This window comes from Oscillibacter sp. (genome assembly GCF_028693505.1).
Lineage (GTDB): Bacteria > Bacillota > Clostridia > Oscillospirales > Oscillospiraceae > Oscillibacter.
The window spans coordinates 22,881-44,415 of the sequence record NZ_JAQUVF010000003.1 but is presented as its reverse complement, the minus strand read 5'-3'; the positions used below and the strand labels follow the sequence as shown (position 1 = coordinate 44,415).

Genomic DNA, 21,535 nt, shown 5'->3' with positions numbered 1-21,535 from the left:
GAGGGCTCTTTCCCGCCTTTTCCCACTCCAAAGGCGCGTTTTTCGAGAAAATGTTCTTGCGTAAATTTTCTCATAACCCGGTTGTCACCTTCATAAACCGTTCATATTTCTGGGTTTTGCACATTTTCCACAGCTTTTTCCACACCGTTATGTAAACTTCTCAACTGCAAAAAAATGACTGCCCCGCACAAAACCGGCTGCCTGCGGCAATTTGGCGGGGCAAAAAACAGGAATGCCCCGTCAGGCCGCCGGAAAGCCCCCCTTGACCCCCGGATTTCGGCATGGTATTCTAGGAAACGGGAATGAAGTTCTCCCACGGGCGACCGAAACCGCTTTTTTAAGCTGATGACTTCTGTGATGCTGTGCGCGCAGAAGCCCTCGGCTTTTTTGCGTTTTAAGGAGGTTTTTTGATGCTGACGTCTCTGGCGCTTATTTTTCTGGTGGGGCTTACCATGGCGGCTTTGTGCCGCAGAGTGGGTCTGCCCCGCATCATCGGGATGCTGCTTACGGGCATTTTGCTGGGTCCGTTTGTTTTGGACCTGCTGGACCCCTCCATTCTCTCCATTTCTCCCGACCTGCGGAAGATGGCGCTGGTCATCATCCTCATCAAGGCAGGGCTTTCTCTGGACCTCCGGGATCTGAAGGCCGTGGGGCGGCCCGCCCTGCTTTTGAGCTTTCTGCCCGCCAGCTTTGAGATTCTGGCCTACGTCCTCCTTGCCCCCCTCCTTCTGGGACTCTCCCGGGTGGAGGCCGCCGTCATGGGTGCGGTGCTGGCGGCAGTCTCCCCGGCGGTGGTGGTACCCCGCATGGTGCAGCTGATGGAGGAGCACCGGGGCACCGAAAAGCGCATTCCCCAGATGCTGCTTGCGGGCGCCTCTTTGGACGACGTGTTCGTCATCGTCCTCTTCACCACCTTCACCGGCATGGCCCAGGGCGGAGAACCGGGGCTGGGCGCTTTGGCGGGCGTCCCGGTCTCTATTTTGCTGGGCATTGCCGCAGGGGCGCTGGCAGGCGCGGCGCTGGGCCGGTTTTTTGAGCTTTGCCACGCCCGCTCCCACACCATCCGAGGCAGCGTCAAGGTCATCATTGTGCTGAGCATTGCCCTGCTGCTTCCGGCGTTGGAGGAGGCGTTAGAGGGCCTTGTCCCCCTGTCGGGCCTGCTGGCCGTCATCGCCATGGCCTGCGCGCTGCAAAGCGTCACCGCCCCCGCCGTTTCCCGGCGTCTTTCGGAAAAGTTCGGCAAGCTGTGGCTTGCGGCGGAAGTGATCCTCTTCGTGCTGGTGGGCGCAGCGGTGGATATCCGCTACACGCTCTCGGCCGGCCCGGGGGTGCTGGCAATGATCGCACTGGCGCTCCTCGTGCGGTCCGCGGGCGTTGCGCTGTGCCTGCTGCGCACGCCTCTCGACGGAAAGGAGCGGCTTTTCTGCATGATCGCCTACCTTCCCAAGGCCACCGTGCAGGCCGCCATCGGGTCCGTGCCGCTTTCGCTGGGACTGCCCTGCGGGAAGCTTGTTTTGTCGGTGGCGGTGACGGCGATCCTCCTCACCGCCCCGCTGGGCGCGCTGGGAATGGACGCCACCTGCCGGCGGTTTCTGCAAAAGGAATAAAAAGAACGCCGGGAGACCCGGCGTTCTTTTTATTTCATCAGCATCAAAATAATGCCGTAGATCACCGAGGCCAGCGTGCCGAACACGATCACAGGCCCCGCCACGGTAAACATTTTGGCGGCCATGCCGGTGACAAAGCCCTCGCTTTTAAAGTCGATGGCGGGTGAGACCACAGCGTTTGCAAAGCCGGTGATGGGCACCAGCGTCCCGGCGCCGCCGAAGCGGGCGATCTTATTGTACAGGTTGAACCCCGTCAGCAGGGCGGAGAGCAGCACCAGCGAGCAGGAGGTGGCGGTCCCGGCGTCCTCCTGACTCAGCCCCGATGCGGCCCAGCCGTTTTGGATCAGCTGTCCCAGCACGCAGATCAGTCCGCCGATGACAAAGGCCAGCGCCACATCTTTGACCATGGGCGATTTTTTTGCCTTTTGCTGCACATATTGCTGATATTCTTTCGGCGTCATATCCATAGAAATCCCTCTTTCCAGAACGTTTCTCCTAGTGTTACCCGCGTTGGCAAAAAATATGTGCTGTTGCAAACCGGGGTGGAAAGAGGTAGACTGTAAAAGATATCACACTGGAGGAAGCCCTATGAAAACCACCCTGCGGCCCTTGGGGCTGTATATTCACATTCCCTTCTGCAAGCAAAAATGCGCCTACTGCGATTTTTACTCTCTCTCCGGGCAGGACCACCGCATGGACGACTATGTGGACGCGCTGTGCGCCCATCTTTTGGAGGTCGCCCCCTTTGCCAGCGGACATCTGGTGGACACCGTCTACTTCGGCGGCGGCACCCCCAGCTATTTTGGTGAAAAACGGCTGGTGAAAATTCTAAAGGTCGTGCTGAAGAGCTATCACATGTCCAAAGGCGCGGAGATCACGCTGGAGGCCAATCCGGACTCCGCCGGGGACTGGAAGGCACTGCGCGCGCTCCGCCGGGCGGGATTCAACCGGTTGTCCCTCGGCATGCAGTCCGCCTGCGACCGGGAGCTAAAGGAGATTGGCCGGGTGCACACCATGGCGCAGGTCACGGCGGCGGTGGAAGCCGCCCGGAAGGCCAAATTTGAAAACCTCTCGCTGGACCTGATCTACGGCCTGCCCCACCAAACGCCCGCGCAGTGGCAGCTGAATCTTGCCGCCGCCGTGGCGGCATCTCCGGAGCACCTCTCCTGTTACGGGCTGAAGGTGGAGGAGGGGACGCCGCTCTTTGCCCGGCAGGCGGAATCGGCGCTGCCGGGGGACGAGGCGCAAGCGGACATGTATCTCTACACCGTGGAATTTCTGCGGCAAAACGGCTATGCCCAGTACGAAATTTCCAATTTTGCAAGGCCCGGCCGTGAATCCCGCCACAACCTGAAATACTGGACGCTGGCGGAGTACGCGGGCTTCGGCCCCGGAGCCCACTCGGATTTCGGCGGCGTGCGCTACGCCTATGAGCGGGATCTGGAGGGCTATATCCGGGGTGTGCGGGAGCATGCGCCCATGCTGTCCGAAAGTGAGCAGATCCCCCCCGTGGACCGGGATACGGAGTGGGTCATGCTGGGGCTGCGGACCGCCCGGGGACTGGACCCCAAGGACTTTGAAGAGCGCTTTCGCCGCCGGTTCCAATGCTTTCTCCCCTTTCTCACGGAATGCCTTCATGCGGGCTATGCCGTGTGCGAGGAGGAGCGCTGGCATCTCACACCCAATGGCTTTCTGGTCTCCAACCAGATCATCGGCGGGATGCTGGACGCCTTAGCGGAGGAAAAGCGCCGCCGGGCCGAGGCCACGGCCCGGGGAGATTTCCGCGTACAGCTGGATTAGGGGGCGTTTTCATGCATGTTTATACCACGGGCCAATGGGTCCTGCTGTTTTTCTTTTACTGCCTTTGCGGCTGGGTATGGGAGTCCTGCTACGTCTCCCTTTGCCAGCGCCGGTGGGTCAACCGGGGATTTTTGAACGGCCCGCTGCTGCCCATCTACGGCTCCGGCGCCATCCTCATCCTCTTCGCCACACTCCCGGTGGAAAATAAGCTCCCTCTCGTGTGGCTGTTCGGGATGCTTGCCGCCACCGCCTTGGAATACGTCACCGGCGCGGCCATGGAAAAGCTCTTTCAGGTCCGCTACTGGGATTACTCCAAGCACCGGTTCAACCTGAACGGGCACATCTGTCTCTCCAGTTCCATCGCATGGGGATTTTTCTCCATCCTGCTGGTGCGCTGCATCCATCCGCCCATCGCCCGGCTGCTGCTGCGCTTTCCCTCCTTTCTGGTGGACCCGACGGCCCTGCTGGCCACCGCCGCCTTCACTGTGGACGCGGTGCGCTCCTTCCAGGCCGCCATGGACCTGCGGGAGGTGCTCACCAAGCTCACGGAGGAGAACGAGGACCTGCGGCGTCTTGCAAAGCGGGCCGAGGTGGTCTCCGCCTTTGCGGAGGAGGATTTGCGCCGCTTCCGCGCCAAAACAGAGCTGGACGCCGCGCTTTTGAAGCAGCGGGTGGAAAGCGGACTGCGGGAGGAGCAGGCGCTGCGCACCGCCCGCAAGAACCGGCGCATGGCAGTGGAGGAATTCCGCCTGCAAAACCGCGCCAACGCCAAGCTGGAGATTTTGGACGCCATTTCCGAAGCGCTGGAGCGGGCGAAGGACCGTCTGGAGAGCGCCGCGGATCTCACCGAAGACCGTCTTGCGGAGCGCCGCGCGGACCTTTGCGAGGCTTTGGAGCGTGTCCGGGATCGCCGCAGCGCGATTCGCAGCCGTTCCAACGGCGCCTACCGCCGCTCCCTGCGGCTGCTGCGCGCCAATCCCTCTGCCATGGCCAAGGGCTTTGAAGAGGCTCTGGACGCCCTGCGCAGTCTGAGCGACACCGCCGACCGGAAATAAAAAAGTAACCCCCACGCAGGCGTTCGCCTGCGTGGGGGTTTTCTCACGCGTGGATGCACGGCGTTTCTTCCGCCGCCGGAAAATCCAATATTTTTCGGATGCGCAGCGTGTACACCAAAATGCTCATCAGCGGGCCGAGAATATCGGAGATCGGCTCCGCATAAAAGACCGCCCGCACACCAAACGCCGCCGGCAGCCAGAACAGTGCGACAAAGTACACCGCCTTCCGAAATGCGGACAGCGGCAGGGAAAGCCGGGCAAGTCCCATGCCGGTAAAGCCGTCCACCAGCGTATATTGAATCCCCAGCGGCACAATGGAGAGCGTAAAGATTTTGATGGCGGAGACCGCCTCCGAGGCAAGGGCGGCGTCCGTGGTAAACAGGCGGACAAACAGCGGTCCCGCCACTCTTGCCAGCAGGAACAGCAGCGCCGTGTAGCCCACGCACAGCAGCAAAATAAGCTTTTGCGCCTGCAAGATCCGCTCCCGCCGGCGGGCGCCGTAATTAAAGGCCAGAATGCTCTGGGTCCCGCAGGAAATCCCCCCCAGCGGCATGGTGACCACCAGCATGAAGCTCTGGGCAATGGTGGCGCAGCTCACCAGCCGGTCGCCCAGCGCCGCGCCGCCGTAACGCTGCGCCACGGCATTCATGGCAATGATCATCACATTGTCCGCCGCGATGATGAGGAAGGGCGTCATGCCCATCGTCAAAATCCGGGCCATCAGCCGCCAGTGGTAGCCGCCAAAGGTCACGGGGATGGGGGCCTGCCTGCCAAACAGGAACCGCAGCACATACACGCAGCTGGCAAACTGGGAAAGGACGGTGGCCAGCGCCGCCCCCAGCACGCCCATGCCGCAGGCAAACATCAAGATGGGGTCCAGCACGATGTTCAAAACCGCCCCCAGCATCACCGCCATCATTCCCTTTTTCGCAAAGCCCTGGCAGATGATGAACTGATTCAGCCCCAGCGACAAAAGGTTAAACGCCGTGCCGCAGAGATACACGGTAAAATAGGTCGCGGTATAGGGGTAGGTGGCATCGCTTGCGCCAAAGGCCAGCAGCATGGGGCGGCGCAGCGGAAAGGCCGCCGCGGGCAATATCACAGCGCACACGCAAAGCAGAAAAAAGCTGTTGGCAAGAATGCGGCGGGCCTCCTCCAGCTTTCCAGCGCCCATGCGAATGCTCATCAGGGGCGCGCCACCAACGCCGATCAGCGAGGAGAACGCGCCGATCATGGTGACCACCGGTCCGCACACGCCCACGCCGGCCAGCGCGATATCCCCGATGACAGGAAGATTACTGATATAGATGCGATCCACAATGCTGTACAGCACACTCACAAACTGCGCCAGCATACTTGGCATGGCGATGCGCCACACCAGAGAGCGGACCGGGTCCGTTCCCAAATTGTTTTCCAGCTTCATGATACTTCCCTCTGCACACAAAAATAGGGCTGTCCCTCTGGACAGCCCTATCATTATAAGCAGACCGTTTCCGCTTTGCAAGGCCCTTTTCGCGCTTTTTCGTTTCTTTGAACCCGCGCCCCCGCTTCATACGCCCGTCAGGTCAAAGGAGGGCGTAAACTCCTCCCTTGCCGACGTCCGCTCCTGCATATATCCGTCCACAACGCCGCAGTTGCCCATGTATTGCAGCGCCGAGCGATACTCCGCCTTGGTCACGTGGCGCGCAAGCGTTCCGGCGGCGCCGCTTTGGGGAGTGTACTGACTCATCAGGGAAAACAGCACGTCCCCGGGGCGGAAGGTCTCCGCCACCCAGTCGATCACCCGGCGGGTATTTTCCATCTCCCCGGGCAGCAGCAAATGCCGAATGAGCACGCCCCGGCGCAGGCTTCCGTTCTCCATGCAATACGGCCCCGTCTGGCGAAACATCTCCAAAATGGCGGCTTTTGCAAAGTGAACGTAGTCCGCCGCCCCGGAGTACCGCTCCGCCGGGCCCGCCAGCGCGTACTTTAGATCCGGCAGGTACACCTGCACCTTCCCCGCAAGCAATCGCAGCGTCTCCACCTTTTCATACCCGCCACAGTTCCAGACTACCGGAACCGGCCAAGTCTCCTCGCCCAGCGCCTCAAGAATGGCGGGCGTAAACTGGGTGGGCGTTACGAGATCGATGCAGGCCGCGCCCTGGACGATCAGCTCCCGAAAAATTTCCCGCAGGCGCTCCACTGTCAGGGGTTTTCCAATGCCCCCCTGGGAGATGGGGCGGTTTTGGCAAAAGCAGCAGCGCAGGTTGCAGCCGGAAAAAAACACCGTGCCCGCGCCATGCTCCCCCACAAGGCACGGCTCCTCCCACAGGTGGAGCATGGCCTTCGCCGCCACAGGGCGAAGCGGCTGGGCGCAAAAGCCCCCGGCGCGGTCCTCCGTCCGTTCAGCCCCACAGTTTCTGGGGCACAGCGAACAGATCATCCCCTGTTGAAATCCGGGCCAAGGTCCCCGGTCATCCAATGTTTGCGGCACAGGCCGATGTACCGGTCGCCCGCTCCCAGCACCACCTGCGCGCCCTCCTTGAGGACCTTTCCGTCATCGTCAAACCGGGCGTTGAAGGTGGCCTTCTTTCCGCACCAGCAGACGGTCTTGACCTCTTCCAGCTTGTCCGCCATCACCAGCAGCGCTTCGCTGCCGGGGAACAGCTCGCCCTTGAAATCCGCCCGCAGGCCGTAACACATGACAGGAATATCCAGCTCGTCCACAAGGTAGACAAGGTACATGACCTCGTCCCGGGTCAAAAACTGGGCCTCATCCACGATGATGCAGGCATTTTGCTGCAGCTCCATCACGTTCAGCGCCCGCAGCTCGTCAAAGTAGATGCAGGAATGGGTCAGGCCGATGCGGGAGGAGACCATGTGGTCTCCGTCCCGGGTGTCTATGCGGGGTTTCACCAAAAGCGCCTGCTGGCCCCGCTCTTCATAGTTGAACCGCGCCATCAGCGCGTTGGCGGTCTTGCTGGAGCCCATGGCCCCGTATTTAAAGTAAAGCTGTCCCATCGATCTTGATTTCTCCCTTATTCTTCGGTTTTCTCTGTAAGCCCATCCTCTAAAAAGCTCCCCGGAGCGGGGGGCGAAACGGGGGCGTCCATCACCAGCTTTTGACACGCCGGGCAGTGCCATACCGTTTTATAGCTACTCACAAGCCCGCCCTCATCGTTGACAACCAGCGCATCAGCAGCGTGTCCCGTGAGACTGGCGGCCTTGGGCCGTTCCTTTTGCCAGTAGATCCATCCGCCCCCGTGCAGATATCCCTGCTCCATGGGCTGCTTGCACCACGGACAAGTCTCTGCCGCCGGCTCGGGGACCTGCGGCGGTTTCATGGCGGATTTCACGCGCTCCTTCAGCTCCCGGAGGATCGTCAGCGGGGCTTCCTCCTCCCCGGAGGGCGCCGCCTTGGGCCGCTCCGGCCTTGCGTCCCACGGGTCCTCGCTCTTTTTCCAAAACGGCATGGTCACTCCTCCGTTCTTTGTATGTGGGCGGCAAAGCCCTCCCCGGACCGCCCCGGCAGCCAGCCGATGGGTGGGGGGACCTCCCGCCCGTGATAATAGCGCCACAGCCATCGAACGCACCAGAGGAGCTTTCGTGCCAGCACCAGCAACAGCACCGCAAGCGTCAGATTGATCCATTTCATGTTCGATCCCGCTCCTCGTCCTCCGGACCCTTCTCCGTCTTAGGACGGGGCGCTTCCTTCACTTCCTCATACTCCACGGTATACACCGGCCCGTGAAACTCCGGCTCCTTCGGCGGCTCCGCCCCGGTGGCATCGGTCCCGCCGGGTCCCTTTTTCATCCGCCGCAGCACAAAGATCACCAGCAGCACCACTGCCACCGGCACTGCCAGACGCAGCGCCAACATCAAAAATCCTGCCAGCATCCGAAAAATACCCAGCGGCAGGCCAATCAGCCATCCCATGTCTGTTTCCTTTCCAATCCAATTCCCCCCTACACCGTGCAAAGCCAGCCGGTGGAGGGCGGATACTTCTTGTTTTCAAATCGCGGGTCCACGCCCCAGGCCGCGGCAATGTTCAAAACGTCCTCCTCCGTGGGAAGGCGCTGCCCTGCCGCCTGATCGTTCCACGGGAGATGGTCAAAGCCCAGCGCCCGCTCCTCCATCGTCAGCGGCTCCGCGCTCCACAAGGCCCGGCCGCCAGCAAAGCAGTATCGCCGGACCGCCGCGCCGCAAACATACTTTTCCCAGCGGTAGAAATCCGATACCCGGTGGCTGGCAAAGAGCTGGACCTCCGTGAAGTCCCCGCCGTCCAAGTTCTCGTAGGGCAGCGGGGCGCATTCCCACGCGCCCGTGGAAAGCCCTCCGCCCCAGCCGATCACCAGCACGAAGCCGCTTAGCACTGGGGAGACAAACACGCCCGCCCCACACTCCGCCGCCGCAAGCCCGGTTTCCCAGTTGGCGGGCCGGACGGATGCCGGGCTTAGCGCCTTGAGCACCCGCGCCGCGTCGCCGCAGCGGACCGCCGCCCACCCCGTCTTATACCCAAAGGGCCGGGGGAGGTCCGGCTGTTGGGAGATTGGGAGCGGTTCTGCCCGCCCCTTTGTTACCTCCGGCGGCAAGACGCCCGTCCGCCGCCTTTCCCGACCATGTTCCAAAAGGGATACAGATTTTATAAGCAGGACGCCCACCGCCACTACAAATCCGGCTGCCAGCAGCTCTCCCATGCAGAAAGCACCTCCTCGGCCTGCGCATAATACCGGGCAAAGGCCGAGGGAACCGCGTGCTCGGCAAGACCCTTGGCGTCCACCCACAAAAAGTCCCCGGGGCCGTCCCCCGCCACTTCCAGCGTATAGCCCGTCATGTGCCACTCCACATGGGTGAAAATATGTTTGGCGGTCAGTTGATTTCTCCACGCCTTGGGCTCCAGGCCCCAGGCCGTTACCGCGCTTGGAGATGCCGCCTCGTCCAGCGTGCCCTCCACATTGGGGAACTCCCACAGCCCCGCCAGAAGTCCGCTGTCGGACCGGCGGCGCAGCGCCGCCCTGCCGCCGCGCAGCAGCAAAAACACTGTCTTTTCCTCCACCCGCCGGGCCTTCTTAGCCGCCTTCACCGGCAAAGCTTCCGCCGTGCCCCGGGCTCGTCCAAGGCAGCTTTCGCAAACCGGGCAGCGCTCGCATTTCGGCGGTCCGTTGGGCACGCACACCGTGGCCCCCAGCTCCATGGTGGCCTGATTGAAAATGCGGATGTCCGCCGCCGTCTCCGGCATCACAGACAGGATCTGCCTGCGCACCTCTTTTTTTACCTTCGCGTCCAGAATATCCCGGTGGCAGTCGGTCAGCCGACTCACCACCCGCAGCACGTTCCCGTCCACGGCGGCCTGACGCTCCCCGAAGGCGGCGGAGGCGATGGCCCCGGCGGTATACTCCCCGATCCCCGGCAGCTCCAAAAGGCCCTCGTAGGTATCGGGAAAGGCGCCGCGCTGGACGATCAGCTTCGCGGCTTTTTGCAAATTCCGTGCGCGGCTGTAATAGCCAAGCCCCTCCCAGAGCTTCATCAGCTGCTGTTCCGGGGCAAACGCCAAAGCTTCCACCGAGGGCAGCGCCGTGAGAAACCGGGCATAATACCCAAGGACCGCCGCCACCCGGGTCTGCTGGAGCATGATCTCTGACACCCAAATGGGATAGGGGTCCTGGGTCCGCCGCCACGGGAGGTCTCTGGCGTTGGCCCGGAACCACGCCAACAGGGGCGCGGGCAGTGGTGCAAGGCAATTTTCTGTTGTCGTTTTTTGTGCATTCATGGTATGATTGTACCATACTCCCCGATCTGTTCCCAGTCCTCCCGCAGATTTTTTTAAAAAAGTCTTGACCTTCCTCCTTCTGGAAGGTGTACCATACGGTCAGAAAGAGGGAACCGCCCATGAAAATCAACGAAGTTGAATCTCTGGTGGGAATCACCAAGAAAAACATCCGCTTTTACGAAGCCGAGGGCCTGCTCACTCCCCGGCGAAACAGCGAAAACGGCTACCGGGATTACGGCGACGAGGACGTCGCCGCGCTGCGGCGGATCAAGCTGCTGCGCAAGCTGGGCTTTCTGCTGGAGGAGATCCGGCAGATGCAATCCGGCGCCCGCACCGTGGGGGACGGCATGCGCCGCCATCTGGTCACGCTGGAACGGGAGCGGGAAAATTTGGACGCGGCCTCCCGGCTTTGTGGGGACCTGACAGGGTGCGGTGAAAAGCTGGCGCAGCTGGATGCCGAGGCGCTGCTTGCGCGGATGGCGCGGATGGAACAGGAGGGGACAACCTTTATGGATCGGCAAAAGCAGGATACGAAGCGGCGGCGTTACATCGCTCCCGTGGTGATTTCCATTCTCATGGCAGTACTCATGGCGGGCTGCATCTGGCTGTTTCTCTGGGCCTTTGAACACGACCCGGTTGGCGCTCCGCCTCTGCCGCTGCTGATTTTGCTGCTGGCCATTCCGGCAGCGGTCATGTTGGGCGTGGCCATCGCTCTGGCGCTGCGGATTCGGGAGATCGGCCGCGGCGAAGAGGATGACGCCAAAAATTATTGAATATTTCTAAGGAGGAATTCATATGAAACTCGTCACACTGGAAACCATTCCCGGGCAGGATTTTGAAGCGCTGGACATTGCAAAAGGCACCGTGGTATACAGCAAAAACTTTGGCCGGGACTTCATGGCCGGCATGAAAACGCTGGTGGGCGGCGAAATCGTGGGCTACACGGAAATGCTCAACGAGGCCCGGCAAATCGCCACCAAACGCATGGTGGACGCTGCGGAGGCCATGGGCGCGGACGCCGTTTTGGGCGTGCGCTACGCCTCCTCTTCCGTGATGCAGGGAGCGGCCGAGGTGATTGCCTACGGCACCGCAGTGCGGTTTTTATGATCCGCGTCACATTTCTGGCCCATAGCGGTTTTCTTTTGGAGTACAGCGGATTTTCCGTGCTTTTTGACTGGTGGAAGGGGGAGCTTCCCCCCCTGCCGGAGGGGAAACCGCTGCTGGTATGCGCCAGCCATCATCATCCGGACCACTTCAATCCCGCCATCTTCGCGCTGGACGACGGCCGCCGGGAAGTTTCCTTCCTGCTGGGGCGGGACATCCGCCTGACAGCGCGGAATCAAACCGCGTGGGCCATTTCGCAGAAGACCGTGGAGCGCTGCCGCCGGGTGGGCGGCGGCGAGACGGTGGAGGCGCTGCCCGGCGTCTTTGTGGAGACCCTGCCCTCTACCGACGAGGGCGTCGCCTTTTTGGTGACGGCGGAGGGGCGAAGCGTTTTTCACGCCGGGGATTTGAACTGGTGGCACTGGGAGGGCGAGGAAATCGCCTGGAACCGCACGATGGAAACGGACTTCAAGCGGTATACCCAGCCCCTTCAGGCTCGGCATTTGGACCTCGCCATGCTGGCCTTGGACCCCCGTCTGGGGGAGGACGCCTTCCGTGGCCCCCGATACTTTTTGGAATCGGCAAAAATTGACCGCTTTCTCCCCATGCACCAGTGGGAGGAGTTCGGCTTTACGGAGAAATTTCTCGCCGCCTGCCCCGCCTTTGCTTCGCAAACCGTCCCCGTCAAGCAAAACGGGCAGCAATTTTCCTTCGACGACTGATAAAAAGGAAGGCCCGCGCTAAAAGCGCGGGCCTTCCTCAGCTTGTTGAAAAAGTCTCACAGAGTTTGCCGCCGGGGCGGCAAAAAATTGAAATCGGTTTTCGACCGCGGCGTGTACGTGGGCGAAAACACTTTGTGCAAAGCGAGCGTCGAATTGTCCGCCGAAAGCGGACATATGAGGCGCAGAGCGGCGCGAATCCTTTTGTCGAAAAAGCCTGCTGGCTTTTTCGACAGTCTCAGGAAGGCCCGCGCTAAAAGCGCGGGCCTTCCTTTTTTACTGTTTTACTGTGGGAGGATCAGGCAATTGCCCTTGACGGAATCATCGTATTCGCGCAGCTCCGCCACGAAATCCGCCGTTCCGGCATCTTCCACCCGGGCGGCCAGCGCATCCGCTTGGGCCACGTCGGTTTGGGCATAGATGCGGTCCACCTTGGCGGCAACTGCCGAAAGCGAAAGGTCGCCTTCCGCCCCGTCGGCGGCGAAGGCGGTTTCCGGCAGTTCCACGCTCAGCGCCACGCTGTACGGTTCCAGCGCCGTGCGCATCTCCGCAAGAAATGTCAGCAGGTTTTCACGCTTGGCGCCCTCTCCGTAGGCGATTTTATTGAGCTTGCCCTCGGTTGGATAGGAGACGTCGGTGAGCACCACTTCATCAAACCCCAGCGCCGCGGCTTCCTTCGCCAGATCGCACAGGTACTGCCGGGCGGCGGGCTTTGCGGGGTCCAGCCACTGGTTGTTGTTGCCGTCGTAGAAGATATAGCCGCCGGTATTTTCCAGTCCCATGCCCTTTACGTCGTGGTTGGCGGCTTTGGGGTCACGGAAGCAGCTGATGCGGGCCGCCGTATACGCGGTCCTCTCCGCCAGCTTTTTCAAGGCATCGTCCGTGTCCGGAGCAAGGCTCACGCAGCCGGATACCGCAGCGGCGGAGTCAAAGTAGACCGTGCCATCCGCCCCCTTGAGCGTAACCACCGCCGCGTTGTAAGATGGGACGTCGGCGGCCTTTGTATCCAGCGCCGCTTCCAGACCTGCCAGCGTCAAGGGACCCTCCGGCAGAGCGAGGGCGCAAAGCGTCTCCGGGCCTTGGGGCGCCTGAATGGTCAGCTCCACCGAATCGTCCTCCTGTGGCGGCGCTTCCTCGGTCTTTTCCACGGGCAGACGCAGATGGGGCGTTCCCGTCTCGTCATAGACAACGTGTTCCTGCAAGGCTATTACCCCGACGGCGGCTAAAATAACCAGCACCAGAAGCACAGCCAGCGCGATTTTCCATTTCGGCGTCCGCCCGTGGTAGCTGTGGTATCCTCTGGAACCCGCCATTTTCCGTCATCTCCTCTCAGCGCTTTCGGGAAATCAATCCTTTTCCAGCGCCATCATTTTATCCACCCGGCGGGCATGGCGTCCGCCTTCAAACTCCGTGGACAAAAAGACCTCCACCATGCGCTCCGCCATGTTTCCTCCGGTAAATCCCGCGCCGATGGCCAGCATGTTGGCGTCGTTGTGACGCCGGGTCATCTCCGCTTCCAGACAGTCGGCGCAGTGGGCGCAGCGAATCCCGTGGATCTTGTTGGCGGCAATGGAGATGCCGATGCCGGTGGTGCAGATCACAATGCCCCGCTCGCACCTTCCATCCGCCACTGCCCTTGCTGCGGCGGCGCCGAAATCCGGGTAGTCGCAGCTGTCGGTGGAGTCGCAGCCAAAGTCCTCATACTCATAGCCCAGCTTTTCCAAAACCTTCATGACGTCCTGCTTGAGTGCGTATCCGCCGTGGTCGGAACCCAATGCGATTTTCATAGTGCAGCCTCCTGATTTTTTCTTTACAGCGCGTGAAAGACGCACTGGCGTTTCTCAAAGGTACAAAAGCGGGTGAATCCGCACGCTCGCAGCAATGCCTGCCGCTCCCGGAGGGCGCACCCAACAAATTGCGTGTTGTGGGCGTCGCTGCCCAGTGTGATGATCTCTCCGCCCAGCTGGCGGTACATGCGCAGCCACTTCTCGCCGGGAAGGGGTTCGTTGCCCCGGTTGGTATTCAGCTCAATGCCGCACCCATTTTGGATGAGGGTGCGGAAAATGGTCTCCACTTCCGCCTCAAATCCGTCAAAGGTCAGATGAAAGCCGTGGTTTTCGTTCAGATACCGCAGCGGCAGCGTCAAATGCCCCAGCACGCTGAAGTTTCCCCATGCGGCCAGCAGCTGCACCTGATGCAGGTAATCCGCGATGCCCGCCCGGGCCTCCGCCTCGTCGGCGGGATCGAAGAAGTAGAGGTCATCGTAGTGATAGCGCTGGGAGAGCATATGCTCCGAACCGATCACAAAGTCCAGCTCCGGAGCCTCCGCCATCAGCTTTTCCACATGGGCAAAGTCCCGGGGGGCGTCCCCCAGCTCCACGCCCAGCCGCAGCTTGATGCGCTCCCCCACAGCTGATTGCGCCTTTTGAAATTCCGCCGACAGCTCGTGCCATTGGTACGAGGTCCGCAGCTCCTGCGTGCCCCAGTTCACCGGCTCCATATGGTCGGTGAAGCACAGCTCGTCAAGCCCGGCTGCCACGGCGGCGCGGGCCATTTCCGTCATGGTATTGCGGGCGTCGGGAGAAATGGTGGAATGGGTGTGGAAATCAGCCAAATACATTGCCATTCCTCATTTCTTGAACTTCTTGAAGAACTTTTTCCGCTCCTCGTAGTTGTTGTCCCCCACGCTCTCGGCGAATTTGCGCAGCGCTTCCTTCTGCTCCTTGTTCAGGTTCTGGGGCGTCTCAATAAAGACGGTGACATACTGGTCGCCCCGGCCCCGCCCGTTGATGGTGGGAATGCCCTTCCCCTTGAGGCGGAAGGTGGTGCCGCTCTGGGTACCCTCCGGCAGGTCATACTTCACCTTTCCGTCGATGGTGGGAATCTCCAGCTCCGCGCCCAGCACCGCCTGGGCAAAGGTGATCGGCGCTTCGCACAAAACGCTGGTCCCCTCCCGGCGGAACAGCTCGTGGGGACGGACGGTAATTGTAATCAGCAAATCGCCGGCGGGACCGCCGTTTTTCCCGGCGTGACCCTGCCCCCGGATGGAAATCGTCTGTCCGTTGTCGATTCCGGCGGGGATGCTGGCCTGAATCGTCTTGCGTTTGCGCACCGCGCCCGCGCCCCGGCACTCCGGGCACGGCTGGTTGATGATCTTGCCCTTGCCGCCGCAGCGAGTGCAGGGGGAGGAGGTGGCAAACACGCCCATGGGCGTCTGCCGCCGCACCTGCACCGTGCCGGTGCCGTGGCACTCGGGACACACCTCCGGCGAGGTGCCTGCGGCGCAGCCGTTGCCGTGGCAGGTGTCGCACGGTTCCATGCGGTCCACCGTCACAGCCTTCTCGCAGCCGAACGCCGCCTCCTCAAAGCTGATTGCAAGGGACAGCCGGATGCTCTCGCCCCGCTGGGGCGCGTTGGGATTTTGGCGGTGTCCGCCGCCAAAGCCGCCGCCGAAGAAGCTGCCGAAAATATCGCCCAGATCGCCGAAATCGAAGCCGCCGTCAAACCCGGCGCCGCCGGCGCCGAAGTTGGGGTCCACCCCCGCGTGTCCGTACTGGTCGTACCGCGCCTTTTTATCGGGGTCGGAAAGGACCTCATACGCCTCGTTGACCTCTTTAAAGCGGGCTTCGGCCGTTTTGTCGCCGGGGTTCAGGTCCGGATGGTTCTCCTTTGCCAGCTTGCGGTACGCCTTCTTGATCTCGGCTTCCGAAGCCCCTCTGGATGTTCCAAGGACCTCATAATAATCACGTTTAGACTCTGCCATATCCAAAACTCCTCATCTTCTGAAACGGCGTATCAGGGACAGGCAATTCCTGTCCCTGATACGTTTTTATGTGAGGTTACTGCTTCTTGTCATCCTCATCGACCACCTTATAGTCGGCGTCGTAATACTGGCCCTGCTGCGCGCCGGCTCCGGCGTCGGGACCCGGCTGGGCGGCGCCCTGGGCGTCCTGCGGGTTGGCCTGCTGATAGAGCTTCTCGCTGACGGCGTAGAAGGACTGGGTCAGCTCCTCGGTGGCGGCCTTGATGGCGGCGGTGTCGGTGCCCTTGAGGGCCTCCTTCAGCTTGTCGATGCCGCCCTGCACCTTGGTCTTTTCGTCCTCGGGGATCTTGTCGCCCATTTCAGAGAGGGTCTTTTCGCTCTGATAGACCATCTGGTCGGCCTGATTGCGGACCTCAACCTCTTCCTTGAGCTTCTTGTCCTGGGCGGCATACTGCTCGGCGTCCCTGACGGCCTTTTCAACGTCGTCCTTGCTCATGTTGGAGGAGGAGGTGATGGTGACGTGTTGCTCCTTGCCAGTGCCGAGGTCCTTGGCGGAGACATTCACAATGCCGTTGGCGTCAATATCGAAGGTGACCTCGATCTGGGGAACGCCGCGGCGGGCCGGGGCGATGCCGTCCAGATGGAAGCGGCCAAGAGACTTGTTGGCAGCGGCCATTTCCCGCTCGCCCTGGAGCACGTTGACCTCCACGGAGGTCTGATTGTCCGCGGCGGTGGAGAAGATCTGGCTCTTCTTCACGGGGATGGTGGTGTTGCGGTCGATCAGCTTGGTGAACACGCCGCCCATGGTCTCAATGCCGAGAGACAGCGGCGTGACGTCCAGCAGCAACAGGCCCTTTACATCGCCGGTGAGCACGCCGGCCTGGAGCGCCGCGCCCATGGCGACGCACTCGTCGGGGTTGATGCCCTTGAAGGGCTCGCTGCCGGTGAAGTTCTTCACAGCGTCCTGCACGGCGGGAATACGGCTGGAGCCGCCCACCAGCAAAACCTTGGTGAGTTCCTTGGGCTGCAAACCGGCGTCGGACATGGCCTGACGGACGGGGCCCATGGTGGCCTCCACCAGATGGGCGGTCAGCTCGTTGAATTTTGCCCGGGTCAGCGTGACGTCCAGATGCTTGGGGCCGGTGGCGTCGGCGGTGATATAGGGCAGGTTGATGTTGGACGTGGTGACGCCGGAGAGCTCCACCTTGGCCTTCTCCGCAGCTTCCTTCAGCCGCTGCATGGCAACCTTGTCGCCGGAGAGGTCCACGCCGTCGGTGCGCTTGAATTCGCTCACGAGATACTTCATGACGCACTCGTCAAAGTCGTCGCCGCCGAGGCGGTTGTTGCCCGCGGTAGCCAAAACCTCGATCACGCCGTCGTCGATTTCCAGAACGGAAACGTCGAAGGTGCCGCCGCCCAGATCGTAGACCATGATCTTCTGGGACTGCTCCTTATCCACGCCGTAGGCCAGCGCCGCGGCGGTAGGCTCGTTGATGATCCGCTTGACATCCAGACCCGCAATTCTGCCGGCATCCTTGGTGGCCTGGCGCTGGGCGTCGGTGAAGTAAGCGGGAACGGTGATAACAGCCTCGGTGACGGAGCTGCCCAGATACGCCTCCGCGTCCGCCTTCAGCTTTTGCAGGATCATGGCGCTGATTTCCTGAGGCGTATAGGTCTTGGCGTCAACGGTGACCTTGTGTTCGCTGCCCATCTCGCGCTTGATGGAGGCAATGGTGCGGTCGGGATTGGTGATGGCCTGCCGCTTGGCGACCTGACCGACCATGCGCTCTCCGGTCTTGGAGAAAGCCACCACGGACGGCGTGGTGCGGTTGCCCTCTGCGCTAGCAATGACGACCGCTTCGCCGCCTTCCATGACGGCTACGCAGGAGTTGGTGGTTCCTAAATCGATACCGATAACTTTAGACATAATTGGTTCCTCCTATTTTGACGAATCTAAAAATTCTATTTCAAACAATTTTAATTGGCGACTTGTACAATGGCGTGGCGAATCACTTTCTCGCCCATCAGGAAACCGGCCTGAAATACCTGGGCCACCACGTTCTCACCCAAATTTTCGTCGTCAATGTGCATCACGGCGTTGTGCCGTTCGGGGTCAAACGGTGCGCCCTGGGCCTCGATCTCGGTGACGCCCAGCTTTTTCAGGGTCTCCTTATACTGGCCGAAAATCATCTCCAGCCCCTTTTTGTGGGGGGAGTCCTCTCCGCCCTCACTGGCGGCGGCCCGCTCCAGATTGTCGTACACCGCCAGAAATTCCTTGATCGTGTCCGCCTTGGCGTCCTGATAAAGGCCTTCCTTTTCCTTGGTGGTGCGCTTGCGGTAGTTATCATACTCCGCGCTCAGACGCACAAACTGCTCCTTGGCGGCCTTCAGCTGGCTGGCTGCCAGCTCCATCTGTTCCACCTGTTCGCGGGTGAAGGTGAAGCCCTTCTCCTTTTTCTTTTTGGACTTGCCGCCCTTGTCACCCTTTTCCTCGGTGGACGCATCCTGATGGACCTCCTCCGGCCCTGTCTGGGTCTCCGGCGTCTGCTCATCCAGAGGCTGCTTCTGCTCTTCGCTCATTTCTTTGGTTCCTCCTTCGGGGGTAATTCTTGTTTTTCGAACAGCCGCGTCAGCCCTTCGGCAAAGCCGGAAAGCCGGGCGGCCACGGTTGCGTAATTCATGCGGGTGGGACCCACCACGCCGATGAGGCCTCGCATATTGTCTCCAATATCATAGCTGGCCACCACCACGCTGGTATCCTTCAGCGCATCGGTAACATTTTCCGGTCCAATCAAAATCTGCATAGGCCCGTCGTCCGGCATGGGAAGGTTCTCCTTACTCTCGGAGAGGAAATTCATCAATTCATGGGCCTTATCCGCGTTGCGAAACTCCGGCAGCTTTAAAAGCTGGCTGGCCCCCGCTGTGATGATTTCCCGCTGACCGGCTTCCTCCAGTACATCCACGGCGTAGGCAATGGTCTGGGAGAGCAGCAAAAAGAGCTGGGGGGAGATTTCCTCCGCCACGCTCATGAGCCGTTTGTTCATCTCCGCGGTGGGTACGCCGGTAAAGTGACTGTTGAGCAAATTGACCAGCGTGGGCATCTGCTCCAGATCCACCTTCAATTGCAGGCGGAGCAGCTGACTTTTCACCCGGTTGTCGCCCATCATCATCACGACGATGCAGCTGTGCTCATCCACCGCCAGCAGATCAAACCGCCGGGCCGTTAAATTTTTTCGCCCGGTGGCGGCCACGTAGGCGGGGTAGTTCACAAAGGAGCTGATCGCCCGCCCGGCCTGGGAGAGAAGATGGTCCAGCTGCTCCATTTTTCCGTGAAGCGCCTCGTTGATCTTCTCCGTTTCGAGGATGGAGAGCTTTTGCCGCTCCATCAGCTCGTTGACGTACAGCCGATAGCCCTTGGGGGATGGAATGCGTCCGGCGGAGGTGTGGGGCTGTTCCAAATAGCCAAGGTCCACCAAATCCGACAATTCGTTTCGGATGGTTGCGGAGCTGACGCTCCCGCCCATCTGTTCGGCAATTGCCTTTGAGCCAACAGGCTCGGCGGTGCGGATATAATCCTCCACAACCACCTTCAGTATTTGCCGTTTTCGATCTGTCAGTTCCACGATCACACCTCTGCGTCGGTTTTTCTCCGGTAAAGCGGGGTTAGCACTCTCTTTCCCGGAGTGCTAAAGCGAGTTTACCACCATGGGGATGCGTTGTCAATGGATGGATATAAACAAATTGTAAACAAACCAAGAGGGATTTTTGAACCTTTCTTTTTGTCCCGCATTTTGTTAAAAAAACCTTTTAGAATCCCCTGACAGCGGAAGAGCCTTGAGACTTTTATCTCAAGGCTCTTCACACAATTGTTTGACGGCAAAGCGCACGTCGCCGGAAAAATAGAGAGACCCCAGGGCGCACACAACGCCCTCCGCTCCCGCGCAGCCAAGGGCGGCGCGGACGCCCTCGGCCACCGTTTCGCACATCTCGGCGCTGCTTCCCCGCTCTTGCAGCAAGCGGCAAAGCGTCTCCGCCCCCAGCGCCCGGGGGCTGTCCGGACGGACGGTGAACACCCGCCGTGCAAGGGGCGTCAGCACTTCCAGCATCTGCTCCACATTTTTGTCCGCCAGAACGCCCAGCAAAAATACAATTTTTTGTCCCGGAAAAAGGGCCCGCAGGCTCTCCGCGGCAGCGGTCATTCCATGGGCGTTGTGGGCGCCGTCCAGCAGCACCGTCGGCTCCCGGCGCAAAAGCTCAAACCGCCCCGGCCAGGAGACGGCGGCCAGCCCCCGGCGAACGGCCTCCTCCGGAATGATCCAGCCCTTCTCCCGCAGGACCTCTATCGCCGTGATGGCGGTGGAGGCGTTTTTCATCTGGTACGTCCCCGCCAGCGGGATTTCCAGCCCCTCGTAGGGCGCAAAATCAAACGCCGACCCTGTGAGGTCCAGCCGCCGCTGCCGCAGGCGGGAAAAATCCACCGCCCGCAGCGCCGCTCCCCGCTCTCGGCAAACCGTTTGAAACACCGCGTCCGCCTCCGGGCAGCCGCCGTAGCTCACCACCTTGCCGCCATGCTTGATGATGCCCGCCTTCGCCTCGGCAATGTCCGTCAGCGTGGGACCCAGCAGTTCCATGTGGTCCATGCCCATGGCGGTGAGCACCGCCACCTCCGGCACGTCGATCACGTTGGAGGCGTCCAGAGCGCCGCCAAGCCCCACCTCCAGTACGACAATGTCGCAGCCACATTCCTTAAAATAAAGCAAAGCAATGGCGGTGATCAGTTCAAATTCCGTGGGATGCTCCGCCATGGCCTCGGCGGCGGGGCGGACCCGCTCCGTCAAACGGGCCAGCGCCTCGTCGGAGATCATCACACCGTCCACCTGAATCCGCTCGTGAAAGGTGACGAGGTACGGGGAGGTGTTCAGCCCCACCCGATAGGGCGCCTCCTGCAGCATGGAGGCAAGGAGGGCGCAGGTGCTGCCCTTGCCGTTGGTTCCCGCCACGTGGACGAACTTCATCCCCGCCTGCGGGTCCCCCAGCGCGTGGAGCAATGCGCGGATGCGCCCCAGTCCCGGCGCGTGCTTTTGCCAATTGCATGAATGAATATAGGCAATGGCTTCCGTTCCTGTCATCGCTTCCCCCTCACGCCCGTCCCAAGCCCTGACGGCGCAGCAGACCCGTTAGCGGCATCGCCACCGTGGCGATCACCACGGCGATCACCATGCCGGAGACCAGCCGCCAGGCAAAATCCCCCAGCACCAGCGCCGGGGTGTAGTATCCGTAAACCAGACCGTCCACGGCGATCACCAGCGTGTTGCTCACCGTGGTCAGCAGCGCCGCCGCCACGCACACGCCGTAGCAGGCCGCAGGGCAGCTTTCCAGCGTCTGCGTCCCGCGGCGGGAAAAGACGTCCGCCCCAAAGCCCACGGCAAGGCCCCGCAGCGCCGGTGGCACCAGCCACAGCGCGGTGGTGGCGGTGATGCCGTAGCCGCCCAGCAGCTGATTCAAAAACTCTCCCACGAGGGCCACCAGCACCGCTTCCAGCGGGCCGAACAACAACGCGGCCGTCACCACCGGGAGGGACGCAAAGGTGATGCGGAGGTTCCCGGCCTTGATGGACACCATGTTCAGCAGGACGTACAGCGCCGCCATCACGCCGATGCGGCAAATGGTTCTCACGTGAAATTTGGACATAAAAATACCTTCCTTCTGTGATTTGGCAGTCCGATACCGGAGCGCCG

At 61.2% G+C, this 21,535-nt stretch carries 24 protein-coding genes and 1 riboswitch; of the genes, 6 read left to right on the top strand and 18 right to left on the bottom strand.

Annotated elements, in window-relative coordinates; genetic code table 11:
* The first annotated feature begins 289 nt into the window (after positions 1–289).
* A riboswitch (Fluoride riboswitch) is annotated at positions 290–362 on the top strand.
* A 48-nt stretch (positions 363–410) separates the two neighbouring features.
* Positions 411–1,607: a cation:proton antiporter gene (locus tag PHI30_RS01635; RefSeq protein ID WP_300023141.1), complete on the top strand. Its 1,197-nt coding sequence runs from the start codon at positions 411–413 to the stop codon at positions 1,605–1,607.
* A gap of 29 nt (positions 1,608–1,636) precedes the next feature.
* Here PHI30_RS01635 and spoVAC read toward each other — a convergent pair whose 3' ends face one another.
* On the bottom strand, positions 1,637–2,074 hold the full coding sequence (gene spoVAC, locus PHI30_RS01630) for a stage V sporulation protein AC (RefSeq protein WP_300023016.1): 438 nt from the start codon (positions 2,072–2,074) through the stop codon (positions 1,637–1,639).
* A 121-nt stretch (positions 2,075–2,195) separates the two neighbouring features.
* Here spoVAC and hemW point away from each other — a divergent pair, with 121 nt between their 5' ends.
* The gene (gene hemW / locus PHI30_RS01625) at positions 2,196–3,407 is read left to right on the top strand and encodes a radical SAM family heme chaperone HemW (protein WP_300023013.1); all 1,212 of its coding nucleotides are present in this window, start codon (positions 2,196–2,198) and stop codon (positions 3,405–3,407) included.
* Between the two features lie 11 nt (positions 3,408–3,418).
* Positions 3,419–4,462, top strand: a complete 1,044-nt coding sequence (locus PHI30_RS01620; protein WP_300023011.1) for a hypothetical protein — start codon at positions 3,419–3,421, stop codon at positions 4,460–4,462.
* Positions 4,463–4,505: 43 nt separating this feature from the next.
* On the opposite strand, the gene PHI30_RS01615 is transcribed toward PHI30_RS01620, so the two are convergent.
* From PHI30_RS01615 to mutY, 8 genes are all read right to left on the bottom strand, one after another.
* A complete protein-coding gene (locus PHI30_RS01615; protein WP_300023010.1) occupies positions 4,506–5,885 on the bottom strand; it encodes an MATE family efflux transporter in 1,380 nt (459 codons plus the stop codon).
* Positions 5,886–6,011: 126 nt separating this feature from the next.
* Positions 6,012–6,884, bottom strand: coding sequence for a radical SAM protein (locus PHI30_RS01610; protein WP_300023008.1), 873 nt, complete (start codon positions 6,882–6,884; stop codon positions 6,012–6,014).
* On the bottom strand, positions 6,881–7,462 hold the full coding sequence (locus tag PHI30_RS01605) for a thymidine kinase (protein WP_300023006.1): 582 nt from the start codon (positions 7,460–7,462) through the stop codon (positions 6,881–6,883). The genes PHI30_RS01610 and PHI30_RS01605 overlap by 4 nt, the downstream gene beginning before the upstream one ends.
* 17 nt (positions 7,463–7,479) lie before the next feature.
* Complete coding sequence (locus tag PHI30_RS01600) at positions 7,480–7,914, bottom strand: PF20097 family protein (RefSeq protein WP_300023005.1); 435 nt, start codon at positions 7,912–7,914, stop codon at positions 7,480–7,482.
* A gap of 2 nt (positions 7,915–7,916) precedes the next feature.
* A complete protein-coding gene (locus PHI30_RS01595) occupies positions 7,917–8,096 on the bottom strand; it encodes a hypothetical protein (RefSeq protein ID WP_300023002.1) in 180 nt (59 codons plus the stop codon).
* Positions 8,093–8,377 (bottom strand): hypothetical protein, encoded by a 285-nt coding sequence (locus tag PHI30_RS01590; protein ID WP_300023000.1) that lies wholly within the window; start codon positions 8,375–8,377, stop codon positions 8,093–8,095. The genes PHI30_RS01595 and PHI30_RS01590 overlap by 4 nt, the downstream gene beginning before the upstream one ends.
* Positions 8,378–8,406: 29 nt before the next feature.
* Positions 8,407–9,138 carry a hypothetical protein gene (locus PHI30_RS01585; protein WP_300022997.1) on the bottom strand — a complete coding sequence of 244 codons (732 nt, stop codon included), beginning with the start codon at positions 9,136–9,138 and terminating at the stop codon, positions 8,407–8,409.
* A complete protein-coding gene (gene mutY, locus PHI30_RS01580; RefSeq protein WP_300022994.1) occupies positions 9,108–10,211 on the bottom strand; it encodes an A/G-specific adenine glycosylase in 1,104 nt (367 codons plus the stop codon). Before mutY ends, PHI30_RS01585 begins: the two co-directional genes overlap by 31 nt.
* Before the next feature lie 119 nt (positions 10,212–10,330).
* Between mutY and PHI30_RS01575 the strand changes: the two genes are divergently transcribed.
* The 3 genes from PHI30_RS01575 to PHI30_RS01565 are packed head-to-tail and all read left to right on the top strand — an operon-like array spanning position 10,331 to position 12,037.
* A complete protein-coding gene (locus PHI30_RS01575) occupies positions 10,331–10,984 on the top strand; it encodes a MerR family transcriptional regulator (RefSeq protein ID WP_300022991.1) in 654 nt (217 codons plus the stop codon).
* Positions 10,985–11,006: 22 nt separating this feature from the next.
* Positions 11,007–11,318, top strand: coding sequence for a YbjQ family protein (locus PHI30_RS01570; RefSeq protein WP_300022988.1), 312 nt, complete (start codon positions 11,007–11,009; stop codon positions 11,316–11,318).
* Complete coding sequence (locus PHI30_RS01565) at positions 11,315–12,037, top strand: MBL fold metallo-hydrolase (RefSeq protein WP_300022985.1); 723 nt, start codon at positions 11,315–11,317, stop codon at positions 12,035–12,037. The genes PHI30_RS01570 and PHI30_RS01565 overlap by 4 nt, the downstream gene beginning before the upstream one ends.
* A 281-nt stretch (positions 12,038–12,318) precedes the next feature.
* Here PHI30_RS01565 and PHI30_RS01560 read toward each other — a convergent pair whose 3' ends face one another.
* The 9 genes from PHI30_RS01560 to PHI30_RS01520 form a co-directional block, all read right to left on the bottom strand.
* On the bottom strand, positions 12,319–13,347 hold the full coding sequence (locus PHI30_RS01560; protein ID WP_300022982.1) for a putative glycoside hydrolase: 1,029 nt from the start codon (positions 13,345–13,347) through the stop codon (positions 12,319–12,321).
* 33 nt (positions 13,348–13,380) lie between these two features.
* The gene (gene rpiB, locus PHI30_RS01555) at positions 13,381–13,821 is read right to left on the bottom strand and encodes a ribose 5-phosphate isomerase B (protein ID WP_300022979.1); all 441 of its coding nucleotides are present in this window, start codon (positions 13,819–13,821) and stop codon (positions 13,381–13,383) included.
* A gap of 23 nt (positions 13,822–13,844) precedes the next feature.
* Positions 13,845–14,654 (bottom strand): histidinol-phosphatase HisJ family protein, encoded by an 810-nt coding sequence (locus PHI30_RS01550; protein ID WP_300022976.1) that lies wholly within the window; start codon positions 14,652–14,654, stop codon positions 13,845–13,847.
* Positions 14,655–14,663: 9 nt separating this feature from the next.
* On the bottom strand, positions 14,664–15,797 hold the full coding sequence (gene dnaJ, locus PHI30_RS01545; protein ID WP_300022973.1) for a molecular chaperone DnaJ: 1,134 nt from the start codon (positions 15,795–15,797) through the stop codon (positions 14,664–14,666).
* A gap of 76 nt (positions 15,798–15,873) precedes the next feature.
* Positions 15,874–17,724 carry a molecular chaperone DnaK gene (dnaK, locus tag PHI30_RS01540; protein WP_300022970.1) on the bottom strand — a complete coding sequence of 617 codons (1,851 nt, stop codon included), beginning with the start codon at positions 17,722–17,724 and terminating at the stop codon, positions 15,874–15,876.
* 50 nt (positions 17,725–17,774) lie between these two features.
* On the bottom strand, positions 17,775–18,377 hold the full coding sequence (grpE, locus tag PHI30_RS01535; protein WP_300022968.1) for a nucleotide exchange factor GrpE: 603 nt from the start codon (positions 18,375–18,377) through the stop codon (positions 17,775–17,777).
* Positions 18,374–19,420 carry a heat-inducible transcriptional repressor HrcA gene (gene hrcA / locus PHI30_RS01530; protein WP_300022965.1) on the bottom strand — a complete coding sequence of 349 codons (1,047 nt, stop codon included), beginning with the start codon at positions 19,418–19,420 and terminating at the stop codon, positions 18,374–18,376. The genes grpE and hrcA overlap by 4 nt, the downstream gene beginning before the upstream one ends.
* A gap of 225 nt (positions 19,421–19,645) precedes the next feature.
* Positions 19,646–20,926 carry a folylpolyglutamate synthase/dihydrofolate synthase family protein gene (locus tag PHI30_RS01525; protein WP_300022961.1) on the bottom strand — a complete coding sequence of 427 codons (1,281 nt, stop codon included), beginning with the start codon at positions 20,924–20,926 and terminating at the stop codon, positions 19,646–19,648.
* A 10-nt stretch (positions 20,927–20,936) separates the two neighbouring features.
* Positions 20,937–21,488, bottom strand: a complete 552-nt coding sequence (locus PHI30_RS01520) for a folate family ECF transporter S component (RefSeq protein WP_300022957.1) — start codon at positions 21,486–21,488, stop codon at positions 20,937–20,939.
* Positions 21,489–21,535: the final 47 nt, after the last annotated feature.